Annotated in this window: 16 protein-coding genes and 1 riboswitch; of the genes, 8 read left to right on the forward strand and 8 right to left on the reverse strand. The window is 73.9% G+C overall.

Features of this window, described 5'->3' with window-relative positions:
- Positions 1–123: 123 nt before the first annotated feature.
- Positions 124–320, forward strand: a riboswitch (cyclic di-AMP (ydaO/yuaA leader).
- The gene (locus ACFWIC_RS01145; RefSeq protein ID WP_380514742.1) at positions 307–1,638 is read left to right on the forward strand and encodes a transglycosylase family protein; all 1,332 of its coding nucleotides are present in this window, start codon (positions 307–309) and stop codon (positions 1,636–1,638) included. It overlaps the preceding riboswitch by 14 nt.
- Positions 1,639–1,827: 189 nt before the next feature.
- On the forward strand, positions 1,828–2,028 hold the full coding sequence (locus tag ACFWIC_RS01150; protein ID WP_329880272.1) for a hypothetical protein: 201 nt from the start codon (positions 1,828–1,830) through the stop codon (positions 2,026–2,028).
- Between the two features lie 67 nt (positions 2,029–2,095).
- Here ACFWIC_RS01150 and ACFWIC_RS01155 read toward each other — a convergent pair whose 3' ends face one another.
- The 7 genes from ACFWIC_RS01155 to ACFWIC_RS01185 form a co-directional block, all read right to left on the reverse strand.
- Positions 2,096–3,115: a LacI family DNA-binding transcriptional regulator gene (locus ACFWIC_RS01155; RefSeq protein WP_329880273.1), complete on the reverse strand. Its 1,020-nt coding sequence runs from the start codon at positions 3,113–3,115 to the stop codon at positions 2,096–2,098.
- A 25-nt stretch (positions 3,116–3,140) separates the two neighbouring features.
- The gene (locus tag ACFWIC_RS01160; RefSeq protein ID WP_329880274.1) at positions 3,141–4,847 is read right to left on the reverse strand and encodes an alpha-amylase family glycosyl hydrolase; all 1,707 of its coding nucleotides are present in this window, start codon (positions 4,845–4,847) and stop codon (positions 3,141–3,143) included.
- Positions 4,848–4,924: 77 nt separating this feature from the next.
- The gene (locus tag ACFWIC_RS01165) at positions 4,925–5,839 is read right to left on the reverse strand and encodes a carbohydrate ABC transporter permease (protein ID WP_329880275.1); all 915 of its coding nucleotides are present in this window, start codon (positions 5,837–5,839) and stop codon (positions 4,925–4,927) included.
- A gap of 37 nt (positions 5,840–5,876) precedes the next feature.
- Positions 5,877–6,878 carry a sugar ABC transporter permease gene (locus tag ACFWIC_RS01170; protein WP_329948802.1) on the reverse strand — a complete coding sequence of 334 codons (1,002 nt, stop codon included), beginning with the start codon at positions 6,876–6,878 and terminating at the stop codon, positions 5,877–5,879.
- A 115-nt stretch (positions 6,879–6,993) separates the two neighbouring features.
- Positions 6,994–8,271, reverse strand: a complete 1,278-nt coding sequence (locus ACFWIC_RS01175; protein WP_329880278.1) for an extracellular solute-binding protein — start codon at positions 8,269–8,271, stop codon at positions 6,994–6,996.
- A 313-nt stretch (positions 8,272–8,584) separates the two neighbouring features.
- Positions 8,585–9,667 (reverse strand): aldose epimerase family protein, encoded by a 1,083-nt coding sequence (locus tag ACFWIC_RS01180; protein ID WP_380514748.1) that lies wholly within the window; start codon positions 9,665–9,667, stop codon positions 8,585–8,587.
- 282 nt (positions 9,668–9,949) lie between these two features.
- Entirely contained in the window at positions 9,950–12,994 is a 3,045-nt protein-coding gene (locus ACFWIC_RS01185) for an AAA family ATPase (protein ID WP_329948805.1), read from the reverse strand.
- 293 nt (positions 12,995–13,287) lie between these two features.
- Between ACFWIC_RS01185 and ACFWIC_RS01190 the strand changes: the two genes are divergently transcribed.
- The 3 genes from ACFWIC_RS01190 to ACFWIC_RS01200 all read left to right on the forward strand — a co-directional run bounded on the left by ACFWIC_RS01190 (position 13,288) and on the right by ACFWIC_RS01200 (position 16,827).
- The gene (locus ACFWIC_RS01190) at positions 13,288–14,235 is read left to right on the forward strand and encodes a terpene cyclase (protein ID WP_329880282.1); all 948 of its coding nucleotides are present in this window, start codon (positions 13,288–13,290) and stop codon (positions 14,233–14,235) included.
- A 519-nt stretch (positions 14,236–14,754) separates the two neighbouring features.
- Complete coding sequence (locus ACFWIC_RS01195) at positions 14,755–16,278, forward strand: aldehyde dehydrogenase family protein (RefSeq protein WP_380359852.1); 1,524 nt, start codon at positions 14,755–14,757, stop codon at positions 16,276–16,278.
- 225 nt (positions 16,279–16,503) lie between these two features.
- Complete coding sequence (locus tag ACFWIC_RS01200; protein WP_329880284.1) at positions 16,504–16,827, forward strand: nuclear transport factor 2 family protein; 324 nt, start codon at positions 16,504–16,506, stop codon at positions 16,825–16,827.
- A 7-nt stretch (positions 16,828–16,834) separates the two neighbouring features.
- Here ACFWIC_RS01200 and ACFWIC_RS01205 read toward each other — a convergent pair whose 3' ends face one another.
- Positions 16,835–18,055, reverse strand: a complete 1,221-nt coding sequence (locus ACFWIC_RS01205) for a serine hydrolase domain-containing protein (RefSeq protein WP_355400881.1) — start codon at positions 18,053–18,055, stop codon at positions 16,835–16,837.
- Between the two features lie 62 nt (positions 18,056–18,117).
- On the opposite strand from ACFWIC_RS01205, the gene ACFWIC_RS01210 reads away from it, so the two are divergent.
- From ACFWIC_RS01210 to ACFWIC_RS01220, 3 genes are all read left to right on the forward strand, one after another.
- Positions 18,118–18,627: an NUDIX domain-containing protein gene (locus ACFWIC_RS01210; protein WP_355400882.1), complete on the forward strand. Its 510-nt coding sequence runs from the start codon at positions 18,118–18,120 to the stop codon at positions 18,625–18,627.
- 251 nt (positions 18,628–18,878) lie between these two features.
- Complete coding sequence (locus ACFWIC_RS01215) at positions 18,879–19,676, forward strand: TetR/AcrR family transcriptional regulator (RefSeq protein WP_380514754.1); 798 nt, start codon at positions 18,879–18,881, stop codon at positions 19,674–19,676.
- 147 nt (positions 19,677–19,823) lie between these two features.
- The gene (locus ACFWIC_RS01220; RefSeq protein ID WP_380514757.1) at positions 19,824–21,686 is read left to right on the forward strand and encodes a hypothetical protein; all 1,863 of its coding nucleotides are present in this window, start codon (positions 19,824–19,826) and stop codon (positions 21,684–21,686) included.
- The last annotated feature ends 184 nt before the right edge of the window (positions 21,687–21,870 follow it).

Raw genomic sequence — 21,870 nt, forward strand, 5'->3', positions numbered from 1 at the left:
TCTGATCATGAAGGACAGCCACCCACCACGGATTTCGCAAACAGTGACGTGCCTCACACATGTTTGCGGTTTGAAGGCGGCTCTGCTTAACGTGCTCCCCGTTCGTGGCCACACGGACCCAGCTCCCCTGCAACGCCGAGTCCTGCCGTCGGGTGCGCTGGAAGTACGAAGCACCACGGCAGGAGCGGGGGAACCACAGGTAGTTCGCCCAGGCCGGTCCCCGGACCGACCAGGGCTAGGGGTGAAGCCGCGTCCACAGCGCGGCCGGGCAACTCCAGCCCGAATCCGACAGCTCACCTCGCAGGCGTGGGAGAGGACCGCGTCTTCATGCTGCCCACCAACGGCACCCGCCTGTCCAGCCGCACCCGTCGCGCCATCGCCACCCTCGGCGTCGCGGGCATCGGCCTCACCATCCCCTGCCTCACCACCGGCACCGCCTCGGCCGCCTCCGTCGCCACCTGGGACAAGGTCGCCCAGTGCGAGAGCACCGGCAACTGGAGCATCAACACCGGCAACGGCTTCTACGGCGGACTCCAGTTCACCAGCTCCACCTGGGCCGAGTTCGGCGGCACCTCGTTCGCCGCGCGCGCCGACCTCGCCACCAAGGACCAGCAGATAGCGATCGCCGAGAAGGTGCTCGCCGTGCAGGGCCCCGGTGCCTGGCCGGTCTGCTCGGTCAAGGCCGGCCTGACCAAGGGCGGCACCCCGGCCGCCGTCGACACCTCCACGGCCGCCGCCAAGCCGGCCGTCCAGACCCCGGCCCCGGCCGCCAAGCCCGCCGCCCAGCCGAAGGCCACGCAGCCCGCCGCGCCCAAGGCCGCCCAGCCGCAGGCGCAGGCTCCCGCCGCCACCGACGCCGCCCGCCAGGGCGACGGCGGCCAGGACGGGCGCCAGTGGCGCCAGCAGACCGGCCAGCAGGGCGACCGGAAGCAGTCCGCCGACTACACCGTGGCCGTCGGCGACTGGCTCTCCTCCATCGCCGACAAGAACGACGTCCAGGGCGGCTGGGAGCGGCTCTACGAGCTCAACCGCGCCACCCTGACCGAGGGCCCGCACAGCATCTACCCGGGCCAGCACCTGACCTTCGGCGACCGGGCCAAGGGCAACCAGGCCTCGGAGGAGTCCGGCAAGGGCTTCGACTGGTTCAACCGGGCCAAGGACACGGGGACCGGCACCGCCACCACCGAGCCGGCCGCCCAGACCCCCGCCCCGGCCACCAAGCCGGCCGCCAAGCCCGCCGCCCAGGCCGAGACCCCGGCCCCGGCCCAGGCCGCCACCGGCAGCATGGCCGCGGCCGTCTCCTTCGCCCAGTCGAAGGTCGGCCAGGCCTACGTCTACGGCGGCACCGGCAACGGCGGCTGGGACTGCTCCGGCCTCACCCAGGCCGCGCTGCGCGCCGCGGGCATCACCGTCCCGCGCGTCGCCGCCGACCAGGCCGCCGCGTCCACGCACGTCTCGCTCGACGCCCTCAAGCCGGGCGACCTGCTGTTCTGGTCCAACAACGGCAAGGACTCCGGCGTCCACCACGTCGCGCTCTACATCGGTGACGGCAAGTACGTCGAGGCCGCCAACCCGAGGTCGGGCGTGCGGACCCAGACCCTGGCCAACTGGGCCCCGGACTTCGCCGGCCGGGTCTGACCCACGGCCGGGTCTGACCCGCGAAAGCCCGGGGCCCCCGGGGAGGAGCCAGGTCGCTCCCTCCCCGGGGGCCCCGGTGCGTCCCGCGCCGGACCGCCCCCGGAACCCCGCACGCCCCGCCCCGGAAGGTCATGGTCAAATCCGGCCGCACCAGGCATGCTGCTGCTCTGTCCCCGAGGAGGAGTCACCATGGCCCAGGTCACCGTCACGCTCGACGCCAACCTCGCGATCGACGCGATGATGCTGTCCGGCACGAAGAGCCCGCAGGACGCCGTCGAACTGATCCTCCGCGACTACCTGGACCGGGGGCGGCGCACCGAGACCCGGACCGGCGACGCCGCCGACGGCCACCGGGTCACCCCGGACCGCCCGGCCGTCCAGGAGGGCTGATCCGCACGACGAACGGCCGGGGTCCGGGAGCGGCCTGCTCCCGGACCCCGGCCGTTCGTCCGATCCGTCAGCGCGCGCCTGCGCCGGTCGAGCCGCGCATCACCAGCTCGGGCTGGAACATGAACTCCCCGCGCTGGGCGGCGTTTCCGCCGACCTCCTCCAGCAGGGCGTCCACCGCGGCGGTGGCCATCGCCTCCACCGGCTGGCGGATGGTGGTCAGCGGCGGCTCGGTGAACGCTATCAGCGGCGAATCGTCGAACCCGACCACCGAGACGTCCTGCGGCACCGTCAGGCCCCGCTGCCGGACGGCCCGTATCGCGCCGAGCGCCATCATGTCGCTGCCGCAGACGATCGCCGTGCAGCCCTTGTCGAGCAGCGCGCCGGCCGCCGCGTGGCCGCCCTCCACGCTGAACAGGGTGTGGTGGACGAGGCCCTCGGCCTCCTCCCGGGTGCGCCCGAGCACCTCGCACAGGGCGGCGGTGAACCCCTCGATCTTCCGCAGCACGGGCACGTACCGGCGCTGCCCGACGGCCAGCCCGATCCGCTCGTGGCCGAGTTCGGCCAGGTGCTGGACGGCCATCCACATCGCGGCCCGGTCGTCCGGCGAGATGAACGGCGCGTCGATCTTCTCGCTGTACCCGTTGATCAGCACGAACGGCACCCCGCGGCCGGCCAGCCGGGCGTACCGGTCGTGGTCGGCGGTGGTGTCCGCGTGCAGGCCGGAGACGAAGACGATGCCCGCCACGCCCCGGTCGACCAGCATCTCCACCAGTTCGTCCTCGGTGGAGCCGCCCGGCGTCTGGGTGCAGAGCACCGGCGTGTAGCCGTGCCGGCTCAGCACCTGCTCGATCACCTGGGCCAGCGCGGGGAAGATCGGGTTGCTCAGCTCCGGGGTGATCAGCCCGATCAGGCCCGCGCTGCGCTGGCGCAGCCGGGTGGGCCGCTCGTACCCGAGCACGTCGAGTGCCGCCAGCACGGTCTGCCTGGTGGCGGCCGAGACGTTCGCCTTGCCGTTGAGCACGCGGGAGACGGTGGCCTCGCTGACCCCCGCCTGCGCCGCGATGTCTGAGAGTCGCGCCGTAGTCACGGTCCCAGAGCCTATTGCAACCACGTCAGACCGCCCACCAGTCGGTGCTGTCCGGTGCGAGCACCGTCCCGCCGCCGTCGATCAGCGGGTCGGCGCCGGCGGAGCTCAGCAGGAGCCGGCCGGGCACCGGTATCCGGACCGGGCCGGCGGTCGTGTTCACCGTGCAGACGAACGCGCCGCGGCGGAACGCCAGGGTGCCCTCCGGGCTCTCCAGCCACTCGACCCCCGTGCCGGCGCCGAGCTCGGCCCGGGCCCGGCGGACGGCCAGTGCGGAGCGGTACAGCTCCAGGGTGGAGGTCGGGTCGCCGGTCTGCGCCTCGACGCTGAGCCCGGCCCACTCGGCGGGCTGCGGCAGCCAGCTGGGGCCGCCGGCGGTCGGGCCGAAGCCGTACGGGGCCTCGGTGCCGGACCACGGGATCGGGACGCGGCAGCCGTCGCGGTAGCCGTCCTGGCCGGCCTTGCGGAAGAACGACGGGTCCTGACGGACCTCGTCGGGCAGGTCGGTGACGTCCGGCAGGCCGAGCTCCTCGCCCTGGTAGACGTAGGCGGAGCCGGGGAGCGCGAGCATCAGCAGGGTGGCGGCGCGGGCCCGGCGCAGGCCGAGCGCGCGGTCGCCGGCGGTGCGGATCTGGGTGCCGAGGCCGGGCGGGTTGGCGAACCGGGTGGCGTGCCGGGTGACGTCGTGGTTGGAGAGCACCCAGGTGGTGGGGGCGTCGACCGGGCGCATCGAGTCGAGCGAGAGGTCGATCACCGCGCGCAGCTCGGCGGCGTCCCAGGAGGTGCCCAGGTACTGGAAGTTGAAGGCCTGGTGCAGTTCGTCGGGGCGGACGTAGTTGGCGGTGCGCTCGACGGTCGGGGTCCACGCCTCGGCGACGCCGATCCGCTGCCCCGGGTACTCGTCGAGGATCTTCCGCCAGCTGCGGTAGATCTCGTGCACGCCGTCCTGGTCGAAGAACGGCATGACGTCGTTGCCGAGCAGCCTGAGCTGGTCGGAGCCGCCGAGGTCGGGCAGGCCGGGGGCCTTCACCAGGCCGTGGGCGACGTCGATGCGGAAGCCGTCGACGCCCATGTCCAGCCAGAACCGGAGGATGGAGCGGAACTCGTCGGCGACGGCCCGGTTCTCCCAGTTGAAGTCGGGCTGCTCCGGGGCGAACAGGTGCAGGTACCAGTCGCCGGGGGTGCCGTCCGGGTTCTCGGTCCGGGTCCAGGCCGGGCCGCCGAAGATGGACTCCCAGTCGTTGGGCGGCAGTTCGCCGTTCGCGCCCTTGCCGGGGCGGAAGTGGTAGCGGTCGCGCAGCGGGGAGGCGGGACCCTCGCGCAGCGCGCGCTTGAACCACTCGTGCTGGTCGGAGGAGTGGTTGGGGACGAGGTCGACGATGATCCGCAGGCCCAGCCGGTGCGCGTCGCGGATCAGCGCGTCGGCGTCCATCAGGGTGCCGAACATCGGGTCCACCGCGCGGTAGTCGGCGACGTCGTAGCCGGCGTCGGCCTGCGGGGAGGCGTAGAACGGCGAGAGCCAGACGGCGTCCACGCCGAGGTCGCGCAGGTAGGGCAGGCGGCTGCGGATTCCGGGCAGGTCGCCCATGCCGTCTCCGTTGGAGTCGGCGAAGCTGCGCGGGTACACCTGGTAGATGACCGCGTCCCGCCACCAGCCTCTGTCCGCGCCGGCACCGGCCTCGTGAGCGGTGGCGTCGGCGGCGGGCCGGGAGGTGTCGGCCAGGTTCTGGGTCATGGACGGTATCCCTCGGGGATCAGAGGAGCGGGGATCGGAGGATCGGTCGGGCGCGGGGAGCGGCGGTCCGGGCGCGCTCAGGACTTGGAGGCGCCGGCGGTCAGACCGGTCACCAGGTGGCGCTGCACCAGGTAGAAGAGGACCGACGACGGGATCGCGATCAGCACCGCGGTGGCGGCCATCAGGTTCCACTGGGCGTCGTGCTCGCTGACGAAGGTCTGCAGGCCGACGGCCAGCGTGTACTTGTCGGAGCTGAGCATGAAGGTGGAGGCGAAGGCGACCTCGGCCCAGGCGGTCAGGAAGGAGTAGAACGCGGCCACCGCCAGGCCCGGGCGGGCGAGCGGCAGCACCAGCCGCCAGAAGGTGCCGAACGGGCTGAGCCCGTCGACGCGGCCGGCCTCGTCGATCTCCACCGGGATCGTGTCGAAGTAGCCCTTCAGCAGCCAGGCGCAGTACGGCACGGTGGTGGTGGAGTAGACCAGGATCAGGCCCAGGTAGCTGTCCAGCAGACCGAGCTGGGAGAGGATCGTGTACATCGGCACGATCAGCACCGCGATCGGGAACATCTGCGTGACCAGCAGCGACCACATCAGCGGCCGGTGGCCGGGGAAGCGCATCCGGGAGACGGCGTAGCCGGTGGAGGCGGCGATCAGCACGCCCACCACGGTGGTGGCGCCGGAGACCAGGAAGGCGTTGCCGAACCAGTGGACGAAGTCGGTGTCGAACAGCACCGTGCGGTAGTTGGACAGCGTCAGCTTGTCCATGATCTCGCCGGGGTGGAGGTAGTCGGTCTTGTCCGGGCCGAGCGAGACGTAGAGGATCCACGCCACCGGGAACAGTGCGACCAGGCTGGCCAGGATCAGCGTGCCGTGCGCGAGGGCCTTGCCGAGCGGGGAGGGTTCGCCGCGCCGGCGGACCCTGGCCGGCCGGGCGGCCGGGGCCGCGGGGCGCGCGGCGAGGGGGGTGGGGCGGTCGGTGGTGGTGCTGCTCATCGGGATGCCTGCCTTCGTGGTCGCTGGGTGGGCCGGGTCAGCCGTTCGCCTGCTCGTTGCGGGCGAGCCAGCGGCGGTAGAAGGCGGTGAAGACGATCAGGATCGAGAGCAGGATGACGCCGTAGGCGGCGGACTGCGCGTAGTCCCGGGGCTGCTGGCCGAAGCCGAGCCGGTACGCCCAGGTGACCAGCAGCTGGGCGTCGGGCGCGCCGTTGCCGAACAGCAGGAAGATGACGGCGAACTGGTTGAACGTCCAGATCACGCCGAGCAGCACCACGGTGGAGGAGACGGTGCGCAGTCCCGGCAGGGTGACGTGCCGGAACCGCTGCCAGGCGGTGGCGCCGTCCATCTCGGCCGCCTCGTACAGCTCGGCCGGGATCGACTGGAGGCCGCCGAGCAGCGAGATCATCATGAACGGCACGCCGACCCAGGTGTTGACCAGGACGGCCGCGGCCTTCTGGGCGGTCGGGTCGTCCAGCCAGCCGGGTTCGGGCAGGTGCAGGGCGGACAGCACGCCGTTGACGGCTCCGCCGTCGGCGAGCATCAGGCGCCAGGAGAACACGGTGACGAAGGTCGGCACGGCCCAGGGAAGGATGAGCAGCATCCGGTAGACGGCCCGGCCGCGCAGCTTCTGGTTGAGCAGCAGGGCGAGGCCGAGGCCGATGGTGTAGTGGAGGCCGACGCAGAGCGCCGTCCAGGCGATGGTCCAGACGAAGTGCGACCAGAAGCGGTCGTACGAGCCGGGGCCCCAGAGGATGTCGGCGTAGTTGTCGAGGCCGACGAACGTGTAGGAGGCCGGGATCTCGTTGGCACCGATCTTGCGGGCGACGTTGAGACTGTTGGCGTCGGTGAGGGTGAGCCAGAGTCCCTCGGCGAGCGGGTAGAGCACCAGCACGCCGAGCACCAGCACGACCGGCGCGATCATCGCGTAGGCGTACCAGTGCTTGGCGTACGAGCGCTTCAGGCGCTCCATCAGGCCCGGTCGCGGATCGCGCTCCCGGCTGCCCTTGCCGGTGGCGCCCTGCACGGCGACTGACATTGTTCGACACCTTCTCGGGGAGGTCCGCCGCCTCGCTTCGGCGACTGCTGCTACGGGTCCGGCCGTCCGGCCCGCGCGGGAGGGGTGGCGGCGGGCCGGACGGCTACGGGGAGGACTACTTGGCGAAGCCCGGGAGGAGCTTGGCGTAGTCGGTGGCGACGGTGTTCAGGCCGTCCTGGGTCGAGGTGCCCTGGACGATCTTGCCGAGGTTGGTGCCCAGCGAGGCGAACAGCGAGCTGTACTCGGGCAGTTCGGGACGCGGCTTGGCGCTGGAGAGGACCGCCTGGAAGCCGGCGATGCCGGGGTCGGCCTTGACCTCGGGGGTGAAGGCGTCGGTGCGGGTCGGCAGGGTGGAGTTCTTCTGCGCGACGAACGCCTGGCTCTCGGCCGAGGTCATGAAGGCCGCGAACTTCTCGGCGGCGTCCTTGTGGGCCTTGTCGGCGCCGGCGTAGACGGAGATGTTGTGGCCGCCGGTGGGGGCGCCGGCCTTGCCCGCGGAGCCGCCGGGGACGGGGGCGATGCCGAGGTTGGTCCTGTCGGCGAAGGCGGTGCCCTTGTAGATGTTGGTGATCTCCCACGGGCCCTGGATGATCGCCGCGACCTTGCCGCTGTTGAAGGCGTCCATCATGTGCGCGTAGGCGTCGGTGGTGACGTCGGCCTTGGCGGTGCCGGGCGAGGTGAACAGCGTCTTGTAGGTCTCGATGCCCTTGGCCGCCTCGGGCGAGGTGACGGTGATCTTCTTGCCCTTGGCGTCGACGGTGTCGGTGCCCTCGCCGAACAGGAACGGCATCGCGTAGTAGCCGTCGGCGGCCTTCAGCCAGAAGCCGTCGACGCCGGCCTTCTCCTTGACCGCGGCGGCGGCGGTCTTCAGCTCGTCCCAGGTGGCGGGGGCGGCGGTGATGCCGGCCTTGGCGAAGAGCTCCTTGTTGTACAGCAGGCCGAGGGTGTCGGTGACCAGCGGGACACCGTAGAGCTTGCCCTCGTACTTGGCCTGCTGGATCAGGCTGGGCTGGAAGCCGGCGACGTCCGCGGCGGCCGGGGTGCCGTCCAGCGGCTCCAGGAAGCCGGCCTTGGCGAAGGCGGCGGTCCAGCCGACCTCGGAGCGGAAGACGTCCGGAGCGCCCTTGGCCCCCATCGCGGTCTGGAGCTTGTTCTGCGCCTGGTCGAAGGGCACGTTGACGAAGTCGACCTTGACGCCCGGGTTGGCGGCCTCGAACTTCTTGACGAGCGCCTGGTAGTTCGGCGCCTCGTTGGTGGCGTTCGACGTGTCCCAGTAGGTGAGGGTGACCGGCCCGTCGGCCTTGCCGTCCGAGCTGGAGCCGCTGCTGCCACAGGCAGCCATCGAGACCGCGAGGGCCACAACGAGGGCAGAGGCCGCGATGCCACGCCGCATGAGAACTCCTTGGAGGGTGGGGGTGCCCGAGATGTAGGGAGGCAGGCGCATAATGGCTGCCTCGCGCCGACCGCACCGTTGCTGCCGTCGGGCTCGGAAGGAAGTTAACAGCGGGGCAATCACCGCGGAAAGCCCTTGCAGCAAGTTTCTGCAAGAAACGGCGATCGTTACGCCCACGTGTCCTTCACGTTGCCGCACGGTAGTTGACAGGTGTGGAAGTTATGGCGCTATGTCCGGTTCGCCCCGGCCGACCGAAGCCGCCGGGGCCACCCTCCGTACTGAAAACCGGTGAAATCTGCTTGCAGCGGCGGGGTCAGGAGACGCCCAGTCGCAGCACCGTGACCGAGCGGAACTCCTCCCCCGGGCGGAGCACGGTGCTCGGGAACTCCGGGTGGTGCGGGGAGTCCGGGAAGTGCTGGGTCTCCAGCGCGACCCCGGCGAACGGCCCGTACGGCACCCCGCTCGCGCCGGTCACCGCCCCCTGGAACGCGTTGGCCGTGTAGACCTGGAGACCCGGCTCGGTGGTCAGCACCTCCAGGGTGCGGCCGCTGACCGGGTCCTCCAGCAGGGCGGCCCGGACCGGGGCGCCGTCGGCCGGACGCGGGCGGAGCACCCAGTTGTGGTCGTACCCGCCGGGACCGGTCAGCTGCGGGTGCTCGTCATGCACGGACTTGCCGATCGGCCGGGCGGTGGTGAAGTCGAACGGCGTACCGGCCACCGGCTCGACCCTGCCGTACGGGATCTGCCGCTCGTCGGCGGGCGTGTAGCCGTCCGCGTCCAGGGTGAGCAGATGGCCGAGGACGTCCCCGGTGCCCTCCCCCGCCAGGTTGAAGTAGGCGTGGTTGGTGAGGTTGAGCACGGTCGGCGCGGTCGTGACGGCGCGGTACTCGACGGTCAGCTCCCCGGACGGGGCGAGCGTGTAGTCGACGGTGACGTCGAGCGCGCCCGGGAAGCCCTGGTCGCCGTCCGGGCTGTGCAGCCGCAGCCGCACGCCGGCGGGCAGCTCCTCGGCCGCCCACATCCGGTGCGCGAACCCGTCCGGGCCGCCGTGCAGGGTCACTCCGTTGCCGGTCGGGGCCAGCGGGAACTCCTCGCCCCCGACGGTGACCGCGCTGCGGTCGATCCGGTTGGCGTACCGGCCGACCACGGTGCCGTAGTGCCGGGCCGGGCCGAGGATCTCGGTGAGCCGGTCCGTGGAGAGCAGCAGCTGCGCCGGACGGCCCTGCCGGTCGGGCGCGACCAGGGTGTGCAGGGTGGCACCGAGGGAGAGCACGCTCGCCTCGTACGGGCCGGCCTGCAGGGTCCAGCGCTCGATGGCGGCGCCCGCACCCGCGGGCTCGAAAGGCTCGTGCCGCACAGTGGTCGCCTGCGGCCCGTTCGCCGGGGGCGTCGCCATGGCCTGCTCCTCACTTGCGGGGGCGGTGCACCGCCCCCGCGCTGGTTCCGGGTCCCGTCCGGGGGACTGCGCCTCGGCGGGCCCCCGTGGGCGAAAGCCTAACGAGGAGCACCATGGCGGGGGCGCTCATGAAGTCTCCGCGCGCCGCCCGGCACCTCACCCGCCGACGGACGCGCCGACGCCGCGCGCCCGCCGTCCGCCACGCGCTCTCCCCGCCGCACCGCCGCACCGCCGATGCCCGTGCCGGCGATGCCCGTGCCACCGGTGCCCGGTCCGGTCCGGTCACGTCCCGCCGGGGAGGTCGCCGTCGAGCCGGAGTCCGTCCGGCCCGAGACCGTCCGCCCCGGCGGCGTCCCGCTGACCGGGCGGCAGGCCGAGCGCGGCGGCCAGGCCGTCCGGGCCGCTGCCGGCCTTCCGGTAGACCGCGGCCAGCCGGCGGTTGACCAGGCTGAGCGGGAGGTCCAGCGTCTCCGCGATCCGCTGCGGCGGCACGCCGCGGACGGCCTGCCGGGCGACGTCCCACTCGGGCTGGCTGAGCATCTCCCGGACGTCGCCCAGGCGGTTGGGCCGCAGCCCGTAGTTGGCCAGCTCGCGCCGGGCCCGGTCGACCAGCCCGTCGGCGGCGCAGTGCTGTGCCAGCTCGATCCCCTGGTACAGGTACTCCTGGGCGTCCTCCAGCCGTCCGACCCGGCGCAGCGCGGCCCCGAGGTCGACCAGCGCCACCGCGTGCTCGTAACCGGCCGGCGACTGCCCGAGGTGCGCCACGGCCCGTTCCAGCAGCTCGACCGCCTGCTGGCCGTCCTCGATCTGGGCGTACAGCCGCAGCGCGGTGCCGATCGCCGAGGCGGTGCCGAACCGCTCGGCGTCCGCGACGGACCTCCGGGCGTACGCACGGGCGCGCTCCGGCTCGTCCCCGGCCAGGGCGATCGCCAGGTGCCCGGCCCACGGCGCCCAGACCGTGTTGTGCCAGCCCCGCAGGTCCAGCTGGGCACCGGCCTCGGTGAGCGCGGCGGCCGCACCGGCGGGCCGGTCCACGGCGAGCAGCAGCTTGCCGTACAGCGAGGCCGCGTCCGGCAGCACCATCGCGGTGGCGTGGTACGGCGGGTGGAAACCGAAGCCGATGGCGAGGTCCCAGGCCTCCCGGGGCCGGCCGCGGGCGATCAGGGTGTCGACCAGTACACCCACCGCGTCCCAGGCCAGCGGCAGCTTGGGACCGATCCGCTCGGAGAGCCGCAGCGCCCGGCGCAGGAAGTCCTCGGCCTCGGCGAGCAGGCCGCGCCGGAACCGGGCCAGGCCCATCAGGAAGTAGGCGAAGCCCCGGTGGGCACCGCTCCAGCCGGCCACCTCGAACTGGATGATGGCGTCCGAGAAGAGCCGCTCGGCCTGCGCGATCCGGTCGTTGTAGGTGTAGGAGAGGCCGAGGGTGGCGGGCAGCTCGAAGCCCCAGGTGTTGTCGGTCCAGCCCAGGCCCTTGGGCAGCCGGCCGTTGTCGAGGACGTCGTCGGCGTACCGGAGCGCCTCGGCGGACGGCTCGCCGCGCAGGGTGAGGTCCCAGGCGCGCATCGCGAGGACGGCCCGGTCGGCCGCGTCCCGCCCGGAGAGGCTGTCGCAGAGCGCACCCAGCCGGGCGGAGCGGGCCGGGCCGTCCTCCTCGGACTTGCGGTAGGCGTGCCACATGAACGAGGCGGCCTCCAGCCTGAGCCGTCCCGCCGGATCGGAGACGGTGCGCTCGGCCTCCTCCTGGCAGACCACGGCGGCCTGGCGCAGTTCGCCGCTGTGGGCGAGCACCTCCGAGAGCCGGAAGGTGGCGTCCACCCGCAGCGAGGCGCGCAGCGGACCCTCCTCCGGGTCGAGGGCGAGCTTCAGCTGGTTGACGGTGGCGATCGGGTCGGTGAGCAGCGCGGAGCAACCGAGCTCGTACAGCACCTCGGCGCGGTCCAGGTCGTCCGGCGGCTCGGCCAGTGCGCGGTGGAGGCAGCGCTGGGCGGCCTCGGGTGCGCCGATCAGCAGGTGTTCGGCGGCGGCCCGGCGGAGCTTGCGGACGGTGCGGTCGTCGCCCTCGCCCGCGAAGGTCTCCACCAGGTGGCGGGAGGCGGCGAGCAGACCGAGCCCGGCGTTCTCGATCTCGGCGGCGGCCACGCCGTGCATGCCGGTCCGGGTGGCCTCCGGCATGGTGTTGTAGATCGAGCTGGCGATCAGCGGGTGGACGAACTCGAGGTTGCCGTTCGGGGTCTGGGTGAGCACCCGTTGCTTGCGCAGCGCCTTGATGGACTCGCGGGCGCCCTCGCCGCTCTGGGTGGAGATCCGGGCGGCGAGGTCCTGCCGGATGTCGGTGCCGAGCATGGCGGCGGCCCAGGCGAACCGCAGGGTGGTGGCGCCGAGCCGGTCCAGCCAGCTCTTGAGGGTCATCCCGGTTGCGTCGACGGCGAGTTCGCGCAGCTGGTGGGAGTTCTCCTCGACCGGATCCAGCTCCTGGTCGCGGACCTGGTCGAGCAGGGCGACGACCTCGAACGGGTTGCCGTTGACGACGTTCCAGAACTCGTAGCAGAAGGCGTCCTCGGCCCGGTCGCCGAGTTCGGCACGGATCATGTCGGTCACGGCGACGAGCGAGAGACGGCTCAACTCGTGCTTGCGGGTCGCGAGTCCGGTGACGGCGCTGTGGTGGTCCTGGGACTCCGTCGGCCAGTCGGCGATGTCGTCCCGGTAGGCGAAGACGAGCAGGACCGGGAGCTCGCGGGCCCGGACGGCGAACTGGGAGAGCCAGGCGAGCGATTCGAGGTCGGCCCAGTGCAGGTCGTCGACGATCATCACGAGCGGGGCGCGGCGCGGGGCGAGCTGGGTGAGGACGTAGTCGAGGCCGTCACGGACGCCCTGCGGGTCGAGGCGGCGGGCGCCCTGCTTGGGCTGCTTGAGGCCCATCGCCGGGCCGACGACCTCCTCCCAGGTGCCCATCACCTGGCGGAACTCTCCGGGTTTCAGACTGCCGAGCACGGGCTGGAGCAGCTGCCGCAGGACGTGGTAGGGCTCGTTGAACTGGCGCTCGCCGCCGCGGGCGAAGAGCACGGTGGCGCCCGGGCGCAGCTTGGCGAGGCGTCGGACCTCGTGCAGCAGAGTGGTCTTGCCGATGCCGGGCCGGCCGGAGAAGGTGAGCAGTTCGCCGATCTCGGTGCCGCCGGCGGCGAACTCGCGGCAGAGCTTGTCCACGGCGGCCTCGGCCGAGCGGAGTTCGGCGTCGCGGTCACGCAACCTGACCCGGTTCGGGGCAGCCGCCGCCTCCGGTCCGCCGGGCACCGCCTCCGCCCGGAATTCGTTGTCCCGCTCGGTCACCGTCGCGCCCTCCGCCTCGCCGATCCCTGCCCGTGGAGCCGAGGTTAGCGCCGCCGGAGGCGGGGTGGAATCCATTCACGCAGGCCGGGGCCGAGATCGAGGGTTCGAAGGCCTTGCCAAGGGCAATTGCCCTATATCCCTAACGTCCGATCATTGCATCAGATACTCTACGCCCCGCGTAGTGGGTTGATCATGGCACAGCCGCATTTCCCGCACGGCCGAAATTCCTCAACTCCCCCACCGTCACGCCCAGTACCGCCAGCACCCCCACCCCTCGCCGCCCCGGGAGTCCGATGTCTGACGACACCTCACTTCAGATTCCGTTCCCGCACCGTCGCAGCCCCCACGGGCCGTACGCCACCGAACTGCACCGCGCCTGGCTGACCCGTCACCCGCTGCTGCCGGACCCGACCCACCCGTCGTACGCGCACTGGGAGGTGGTCGACCTCGCCGCCCTCGGCTACCCCGACGCCGGTCCCGACGAACTCGCCCTGGCCGCAGACCTGATGGGCTTCTACTTCCTGTTCGACGATCAGTTCGACGGACCGCTCGGCCGCCGCCCCACCGAGGTCGCGCCGATCTGTGACCGGCTGATCTCCGTCCTGCACGGCGCCCGCCCCCACCCGGACTCCGCCGTCGAGACCGCCTTCGCCGACCTCTGGGAGCGCAGCGCCCAGGGCATGCCCGCGCGCTGGCAGGCGCGCGCCGCGTACAACTGGGAGTGGTACCTCGCCAGTCACCCCGCCGAGGCGGCCGGCCGGATCTCCCCACGACCACCGGACCGCGACGGGTACCTGGTCCTGCGGCGCGGGACCGCCGCCATGGAGACCATCTTCGACATGGTCGAACGGCTCGGCCACTTCGAGGTCCCCCCGGCCGTCCTGCACCACCCGGTGCTGCGCCAGCTCCGCCAGCTCGCCGCCGACATCCCGTCGCTCACCAACGACGTGCGGTCGTACCCGCTGGAGGCCCCGCGCGGCGACGTCAACAACCTGGTGATGATCGTGCAGCGGGAACGGAACTGCTCGGCCGAGGAGGCCTGCTCCGTGGTGATGGGGGAGGCGCAGCTGATGGTGGAACGCTGCCGGGGACTCCACGACCGGCTGCCCGACGTGCACCGGGAACTCGGCCTCGCCCGGGTCGAACGGAGCCTCGCCCAGCGGTACGCCGACGGCCTCCTCACCTGGCTGGCCGGATACCTGAGCTGGGAGCGCCGCACGGGGCGCTACCAGGCCGCCTAGCCGCCCCTGGCGGCCCCTCGCCGCCCGCCACCGGGCCGTCCCGATCCGGTGTCGACGGTCGGCGCCCCACGGTGCGCGCCCCCGGCGCCCGACGGCGCCCGCTCTCCGCAGCCCCCTCGCTCCCCCTCCTCTCGCTACCGGCGCAGTCCTCGCGCCCGGCGCGCGGTGGCTGCGCCGGGCGCGAGGCGGGCTCCGGGGGCGCGTGCCGTTCGACCGGACGCGGGCGCACGGGGGCCGCAGGGGGGCGGGGGCACGCCCCAGTACCCGTCAGCCCGGCGCGCGGGCACCCGGTTCCGGGGGCGACCGGAAACCGCCACCCTCCGTCGACCCAGGCCGTACGGACCGTAGCCGAACCGGCCGTCCCCGGCTAGGGTGCTGCCCGGCGGGTGTCCCGGTAAGGGGCGCCCGACCCGCGTGTGTGTCCGTACCCTCCGCCGGGCCGCCCCCTGCCGCGGCCCGGCGCGCCGCCCGGCCCGCGTGCCGTGACGGCGCCTGACAGCGCGAGGAGGCACCCAGAACATGCCGGTCTACCTGCCCCCGGGCCAGCCCGGATCCGTCGTCGGCTACCGCCCCCGCTACGAGCACTGGATCGGCGGCCGGTGGGCACCGCCCGTCCTGGGCCAGTACTTCGAGAACCCGAGTCCGGTCACCGGCGAGGTCTTCACCGAAGTGGCCCGCGGCACCGCCGAGGACATCGAGGCCGCGCTCGACGCCGCCCACGCCGCCGCCCCGGCCTGGGGCCGCACCCCGCCCGCCGAACGGGCCCAGGTCCTGCTCCGGGTCGCCGACCGCATCGAGCAGAACCTGGAGCGGCTCGCCGTCGCGGAGAGCTGGGAGAACGGCAAACCGGTCCGCGAGACCCTGGCCGCCGACCTGCCGCTCGCCGTCGACCACCTGCGCTACTTCGCCGGCGCACTGCGCGCCCAGGAGGGCGGCCTCTCCCAGCTGGACGAGGACACCGTGGCGTACCACTTCCACGAACCGCTGGGCGTGGTGGGCCAGATCATCCCGTGGAACTTCCCGATCCTGATGGCGGTGTGGAAGCTCGCCCCGGCCCTGGCCGCGGGCAACGCGGTGGTGCTCAAGCCCGCCGAGCAGACCCCCGCGTCCGTCCTGCTGCTGGCCGAGCTGACCGCCGACCTGCTGCCGCCCGGCGTACTCAACGTGGTCAACGGCTACGGCCTGGAGGCCGGCCGGCCCCTGGCCTCCAGCGACCGGATCCGCAAGATCGCCTTCACCGGCGAGACCACGACCGGCCGGCTGATCTCCCAGTACGCCAGCGGCAACCTGATCCCGGTGTCGCTGGAACTCGGCGGCAAGAGCCCGAACCTGTTCTTCGCCGACGTCGCCGCCGAGCAGGACGCCTTCTACGACAAGACCGTCGAGGGCTTCGCGATGTTCGCCCTCAACCAGGGCGAGGTCTGCACCTGCCCGAGCCGGGCGCTGATCGAGTCCGCGGTGTACGACCGGCTGCTCGCCGACGGCCTGGAGCGGGTGCGCGCGCTGCGTCAGGGCAACCCGCTGGACACGGAGACGCAGGTCGGCGCCCAGGCGAGCGACGAGCAGCTCCGCAAGATCCTCTCCTACATCGAGATCGGCCAGGCCGAGGGGGCCAAGGTCCTGGCGGGCGGGGAGCCGGCCGACCTCGGCGGCTCCCTCGCCGGCGGCTACTACGTGACGCCCACGGTCTTCGAGGGCGTCAACGGGATGCGGATCTTCCAGGAGGAGATCTTCGGACCGGTGCTCGCCGTCACCCGGTTCGAGGACTTCGACGACGCGATCTCGCTCGCCAACGACACGCCGTACGGGCTCGGCGCCGGCGTCTGGACCCGCGACGGCGCGACCGCCTACCGGGCCGGACGCGCCATCCAGGCCGGCCGGGTGTGGACGAACTGCTATCACGCGTACCCCGCGCACGCGGCTTTCGGCGGGTACAAGAACTCGGGCATCGGCCGGGAGAACCACAAGGCCGTCCTGGAGCACTACCAGCAGACCAAGAACCTGCTGGTCAGCTACGCACCGGACGCCCAGGGCCTCTTCTAGGGCGCCGGGCCCGGCAGATACGCGGAGTGGGAAGTCGGGCCGGCCGACTTCCCACTCCGTACGCCACTCCCCGTGGCTCAGCCGGGGACCCGAGGGCAAATCACCCGTATCGGGATCTAAGCACATGAATCCCTCCATATCCTCGACGCGCCGCCGACATGCCCGGCGAGTCCCGGCCGACGCCCTAAACAGGAGGTACCCGACCCTTCACCCCTGGGAGACCGGATGACCATCGCCACCGCCAAACTGTCCGACCCGACCGTGCGCGCCGCCGTCACCGCGATCAACGCCGGCGACCGCGCGGCCTTCGTCGCGCTGCTCGCCCCCGACGCGACCATGGCCGACGACGGCTCCGACCGCGACCTGCAGGACTGGATCGACCGCGAGATCTTCACCAGCCGCGGCCACATCGACGTCCAGTCCGAGTCCGACGGCGGCCGCGCGCTGGTCGCCAACTACAGCAACGAGACCTGGGGCGAGATGCGCACCGCCTGGCGGTTCACCGTCGACGGCGGCCGGATCAGCCGCTTCGAGACCGGTCAGGCCTGATGCCCGCTCAGGACAGGCCGAGACAGCCCCGCACCGCCCGGATCAGCGTGCGGGAGCGGATGTCCCCCGTGACGCCGGGCTGCATCCCGTTGGTCACGTAGCCGAACCCGATCCCGAGGTCCGGGTCGGCGAAGCCCAGCGAGCCGCCCCGGCCCGGGTGGCCGAACGCCGCCGGCGAGGACATCAGCGCGGTCGGGCCGTGGCGGAAGAAGCCGAGCCCGAAGGTGGAGTTGACGATCAGCACCCGGTCCGGTCCGCTGACCACCGGCCCGACCGCGCGGGCCAGCACCTCCGGGCCGAGCAGCGGCGGCAGCGTCCCGCCGCTGCCGCCGTGCCGGTCGGCCACGCCGGCCAGCGCCGCGTAGAACCGGGCCAGCGACCGGGCCGTGCCGATCCCGCCCGCGCCGGGGATCTCGGCGGCCTGCACCGCCGGATCGTTGAGGTCCACCCCGGGCCGGACCGAGGCGAACGCGCGGGCGGTCAGCGACGTCGGGTCCTGGTACGCGTCCCGGACCGCCTGCTTGGGGCGCAGCCGCAGCCCGCTCGGCCCCGTCCGGGCGGCCGCCGGCGCCGGCAGGTCGACCAGCCGGCCGACCCGCGGCGCGGCGCCGGACGGCAACCCGATCCACAGGTCGAGGCCGAGCGGCCGGGCGATCTCCTCGGCGAAGTACTGGCCGACCGTCCGCCCGCTCACCCGCCGCACCACCTCGCCGACCAGCCAGCCGAAGGTGTACGGGTGGTAGCCGTGCGCGGTGCCGGGTTCCCAGGCGGGGGCCTGGGCGGCCACCGCGGCCACCGCCCGCTCCCAGGTGAGCACGTCCTCCAGGCGCAGCGGCACGTCCAGCGCCGGCACGCCCGCCTGGTGCGAGAGCAGCCAGCGCACCGGCACCCGCTCCTTGCCGGCCGCCGCGAACTCCGGCCAGTACGCGGCCACCGGCGCGTCCAGGTCGAGCTGCCCGCGCTCGGCCAGCAGCAGCGCGGTGGTGGCGGTGAGGCCCTTGGTCACCGAGCGCAGCACCTGCGCGGTGTCGGCGGTCCACGGCACGGCCGGCGCGGGCCGCCCGCCGACCTCGGGCCGGGCGTCGCCGCCCCACAGGTCGACCACCTTGCGACCGCGCACGTAGAGTGCGAAGGCCGCGCCGAGTTCGCCGTACTCGCGGAAGTTGCGCGCGAAGGCCTCCCGTACGGGCTCGAAGCCCTCGGCCGTCTCGCCCCAGATCTCCACCACCGCGTGTCGCCCTCTTCCGCACATGTGTCCGTCGATCGCCCGGAAACCCTAACCTGTCGGTCATGACCAACCCTGCCGAAGAGCTGCTGGACGTCGTCGACGAGCACGACCGGGTGATCGGGATCGCCCCGCGCGGGGAGGTGTACCGGCGGGGACTGCTCCACCGGTGCGTCTTCGTCCTGGTCCGGGACCCCGCCGGGCGGATCTTCGTCCACCGGCGCACGGCCACCAAGCTGTTCGCCCCCGGCGCGCACGACATGTTCGTCGGCGGGGTGGTGGGCTCCGGCGAGACGTACGAGGACGCAGCCGTCCGGGAGGCCGAGGAGGAACTGGGCGTCGAGGGGATCGTCCCGCGCCCGCTGTTCCGGTTCCTGTTCCGGGGTGACGGGCTGGGCTGGTGGTCCGACGTGTACGAGGCCGAGTGGGACGGCCCGGTGGCGCCGCAGGAGTCGGAGGTCGCCTGGCACACGTGGCTGACCCCCGCCGAGCTGACGGAGCGGCTGGCCCGGGACGAGTTCGTGCCGGACGGCCGGGAGGCGTACCGGCGCTACCTGGAGCGGTACGCGGGGTAGCGCCGGATAAGGTGGCGCGCATGGCATCCCGCACGCCGTCGGCCCCCTCCCCCGCGCCCGCGCGCTCGGAACGACCGGACGGCCCGGCGCGGCCCGAGGGCCCGGCGGCGCCGGAAGGAACGGCCCGGCCCGCGGGCGGCCCGCGCCCGGAACCCGCAGCGCACCCGTCGCCCGCCGAGCGCCCCGGGAGCGGCGAGCGCCCTGAGCGCCCCGGGCGCGGGAGCGGCGAGCGCACGCGCCGGCGCCTCAGCGTGGACGAGCGGCGCGAGCAGCTGATCTCCGTCGCTCTGGAGCTGTTCAGCCTCCGCCCGCCGGAGGAGGTGTCGATCGACGACATCGCGGCCGCCGCCGGCGCCTCCCGGCCGCTGGTCTACCACTACTTCCCGGGCAAGCAGGCCCTGTACGAGGAGTCGCTGCGGCGGGCGGGCCGCGAGCTGGCGGCCCGGTTCGAGGAACCCGCCGAGGGCCCGCTCTCGGAGCGCCTCCACCGCGTCATGGGCCGCTACCTGGACTTCGTGCAGAGCCACGGCCCCGGCTTCGCGGCGCTGCTGCGCGGCGGCTCGGTGGCGGCCAGCACCAACACCTCGGCGGTGATCGACGAGGTCCGACGGGCCGCGCACGACCAGATCCTGGGCCACCTGGCACTGCCCGAGCCCGGTCCGGGCCTGCGGCTCACCGTCCGCGCGTGGATCGCCAACGCGGAGATCACCTCGCTGGAGTGGCTGGCCGACCGCTCGGTGCCGCTGGAGGAGCTGCAGCTGCACCTGGTGCAGGAGTTCGTCGCCGCGCTCACGCTGACCGCCGCCCGGGAGCCCGCGCTCGCCGCCGAGCTGACCGGCTTCTTCGCCGACGAGCGGCCGGACGGCCCGACCGGGCGGCTGGTCCGCGACCTGGCAGGGCTGTTCGCCGTCCCGGGCCTCGCCGAGGCGGTCACCGCCCTGGCCGTCGAGCCGCCCCCCGGGCCGGTGGCCGAGCCGGCCGCCGGGCAGGCCGCCGGGCAGGCCGCCGACGTGGCACCACCCGCACGCCCCGCGCCCGCCGACGCCTGACGGGCCGGGCCGGGCCGCCGACGGCAGGTTCTGCCACGTCGGCGGCCTCTGATAGGAATGGGCACGGATCTGACGGCCCGCCGGTCACCCCGGGCCCGGGTCCCCGGACCACCGAACGCACACCGAGCAGAGCGGGGGGCTCAACAGTTGACCCAGGACGGCCAGTTCAGCGCGGAGGCCAACCCCTTCGCGGCGGCGGAGCGGATCTCCGCGACGCTCGGAACGCTCACCGACGCCCTCTTCGACGCCCGGACCTCACGCCACCCGGCGTCCTCGCTGACCGCCCTACGGGTGAGCGGCCCGGCCGCCGAGGCCCTGTTCGACCTGCCCCTCGCGCCCAACGGACCGGTGCACACCGCCGTCGACCGGCTCGGCACCGTGATCACCGCCGGAACGGCCCGCCCGGGCACCGGAGCCGAGGTCTCCGCGCTGGCGACCGGCGCGCTGCTGAGCCGGTACGGCACCGCCGGCCCGGTCCGCGGCGCCTCGCCCGACGCTCCTGGTGTCCTGACCGCCGCCCGGTTCGAGCTCCCCGTGACCGGCGAGCCCGCCGACCCGAAGCTCCGCCCGCCGTTCACCGCCCCCCTGGCGGCACTCGCTGCCGGGCAGCAGACCCGGCAGCCGGTCGAACTCGCCACCGGCGCCGGCTCGGAGGTCCGCCTGGTCGCCCCGCCGGGCTTCCACGCGCTGACCTCCCCGGGCGGGCCTCCCGGGGTCTCCGCCCGTACGGTGCCCCTCGGCCCGGCCGGCGGCTCCCCGTCCGTCCGGGGCGTCGACCCGGCCGCCGGCGCCGCCGCCGCCGAGTTGGCCACGCACCTGGCGGAGACCGCCGAGGAGCTGTTCAGCGGCGCCGAGCCGGCCGGCCGCCGCGACTTCGCGGTGATCGCCGCCACGCTGGCCGACGCGGTCTGCGCCTCGGGCGCCGTCTACGCGGGCGTCGCCGCGCTCCGGGCGGACGGCCGGCCCGCCGACGCCACCCTGGTGGTCTCGCTCGCCCGGCACCCGCTGCCGATCACCGGGCTGGCCACCGAGCTGGCCACCGTCCGCCGGCACGCCGAGGTGTGGACGGTGCTGCTGCCGGCCGGACCGGCCGCCGTGCTGGTGGAGGGCCGCAGCGTCCCGGTGCCGGGCCCGCTGGCCGCGGACGGCGTGCGCCGCTGGGCGGTCACGTCGGTGGTGGAGGCGTTCGTCCCGCTGCCGGACGGCGTCTCGGTGCTCTGCGTCCAGCTCAGCACCGCCCAGCCGCAGGACTGGGAGCTGTACACGGACGTGTTCGCGGAGCTGCTGAAGAGCGTGCAGTTCGGCTGGGACGGCGTGCCCGGCGCGCCGGCCGCGCCCGCCCCGGCGCAGGCCGTCCCGGTTCCCGCCCCCTCGCCGCCGGCCGAACCCGCGCCCGCGCTGCACGCGGCGGCCCCGGCGGACGCGGCACCTGCCGACGCGGTGCCGGCCGACGCCGCCCCGCTCCCGGTCGACCTGCGGGGCACGCCCGTTCGCGTCCCGCCCGCCGATTTCAACCCCTTCGCGCAGGTCGCCGACCCGACCCCGGCCCGGCCGATCCTCGTCCCCGACGGCGCCACCGGCACCGGGGGCACCGGTGACGCCGGTGACGCCGATCTGCCGCCCCGGCCCAAGGGCACCCCCGTGATGGTGCCGCCCCCGGACTTCGACCCCTTCGCCCCGCAGCCGGACGCGCAGCCCGCCCCGCCCGTCCCGGCCGGGCCGCCCCCGGCCGTCCCCGTCACCGACCCGTTCGGCACGGTGACGGCGGCCGACCGTCCGCAGGACCCGTTCGGCACCACCGTCCTGCTGCGGTCCGCCCCGGTCCCGCCGCCGCCCGCCGCCCCTCCCGCACCCGGGGGCGCCGCCGGGAACGCCGACGAGCCCGGGCCCCGGCCCAAGGGCACCCCGGTCATGGTCCCGCCCCCGGACTTCAACCCGTTCGCCCCGCAGCCGGAGGACCGCCCGGCCCCGCCACCGGCCGCCGCTCCGGAGCCCGGCCCGTTCGGCTGAGCCCCGCACCCGACCGCCGGACGGCCCACGGCCCCCACCGGCCCCTCCGACCGCCCGACCGCCCGACCGCATCGAGGCCCGACCGCCCGGCCGTCGCTCCCGCCGGCCCGGGGCGACGGCCGCCCCCGCGCCCCTGCCGGGAGCCGCACCCGCGCCGCTTTCGCCGCACTGCATTCGGCCACAA

It is taken from the genome of Kitasatospora sp. NPDC127035, assembly GCF_042726075.1.
Classification (GTDB): domain Bacteria; phylum Actinomycetota; class Actinomycetes; order Streptomycetales; family Streptomycetaceae; genus Kitasatospora.

Excerpts from the sequence above, each read along its gene's own strand:
- ACFWIC_RS01150 (WP_329880272.1), top strand. The coding sequence starts at position 1,828 with ATGGCCCAGGTCACCGTCACGCTCGACGCCAACCTCGCGATCGACGCG.
- ACFWIC_RS01160 (WP_329880274.1), bottom strand. The coding sequence starts at position 4,847 with ATGACCCAGAACCTGGCCGACACCTCCCGGCCCGCCGCCGACGCCACC.
- ACFWIC_RS01165 (WP_329880275.1), bottom strand. The coding sequence starts at position 5,839 with ATGAGCAGCACCACCACCGACCGCCCCACCCCCCTCGCCGCGCGCCCC.
- ACFWIC_RS01170 (WP_329948802.1), bottom strand. The coding sequence starts at position 6,878 with ATGTCAGTCGCCGTGCAGGGCGCCACCGGCAAGGGCAGCCGGGAGCGC.
- ACFWIC_RS01175 (WP_329880278.1), bottom strand. The coding sequence starts at position 8,271 with ATGCGGCGTGGCATCGCGGCCTCTGCCCTCGTTGTGGCCCTCGCGGTC.
- ACFWIC_RS01180 (WP_380514748.1), bottom strand. The coding sequence starts at position 9,667 with ATGGCGACGCCCCCGGCGAACGGGCCGCAGGCGACCACTGTGCGGCAC.
- ACFWIC_RS01190 (WP_329880282.1), top strand. The coding sequence starts at position 13,288 with ATGTCTGACGACACCTCACTTCAGATTCCGTTCCCGCACCGTCGCAGC.
- ACFWIC_RS01195 (WP_380359852.1), top strand. The coding sequence starts at position 14,755 with ATGCCGGTCTACCTGCCCCCGGGCCAGCCCGGATCCGTCGTCGGCTAC.
- ACFWIC_RS01200 (WP_329880284.1), top strand. The coding sequence starts at position 16,504 with ATGACCATCGCCACCGCCAAACTGTCCGACCCGACCGTGCGCGCCGCC.
- ACFWIC_RS01210 (WP_355400882.1), top strand. The coding sequence starts at position 18,118 with ATGACCAACCCTGCCGAAGAGCTGCTGGACGTCGTCGACGAGCACGAC.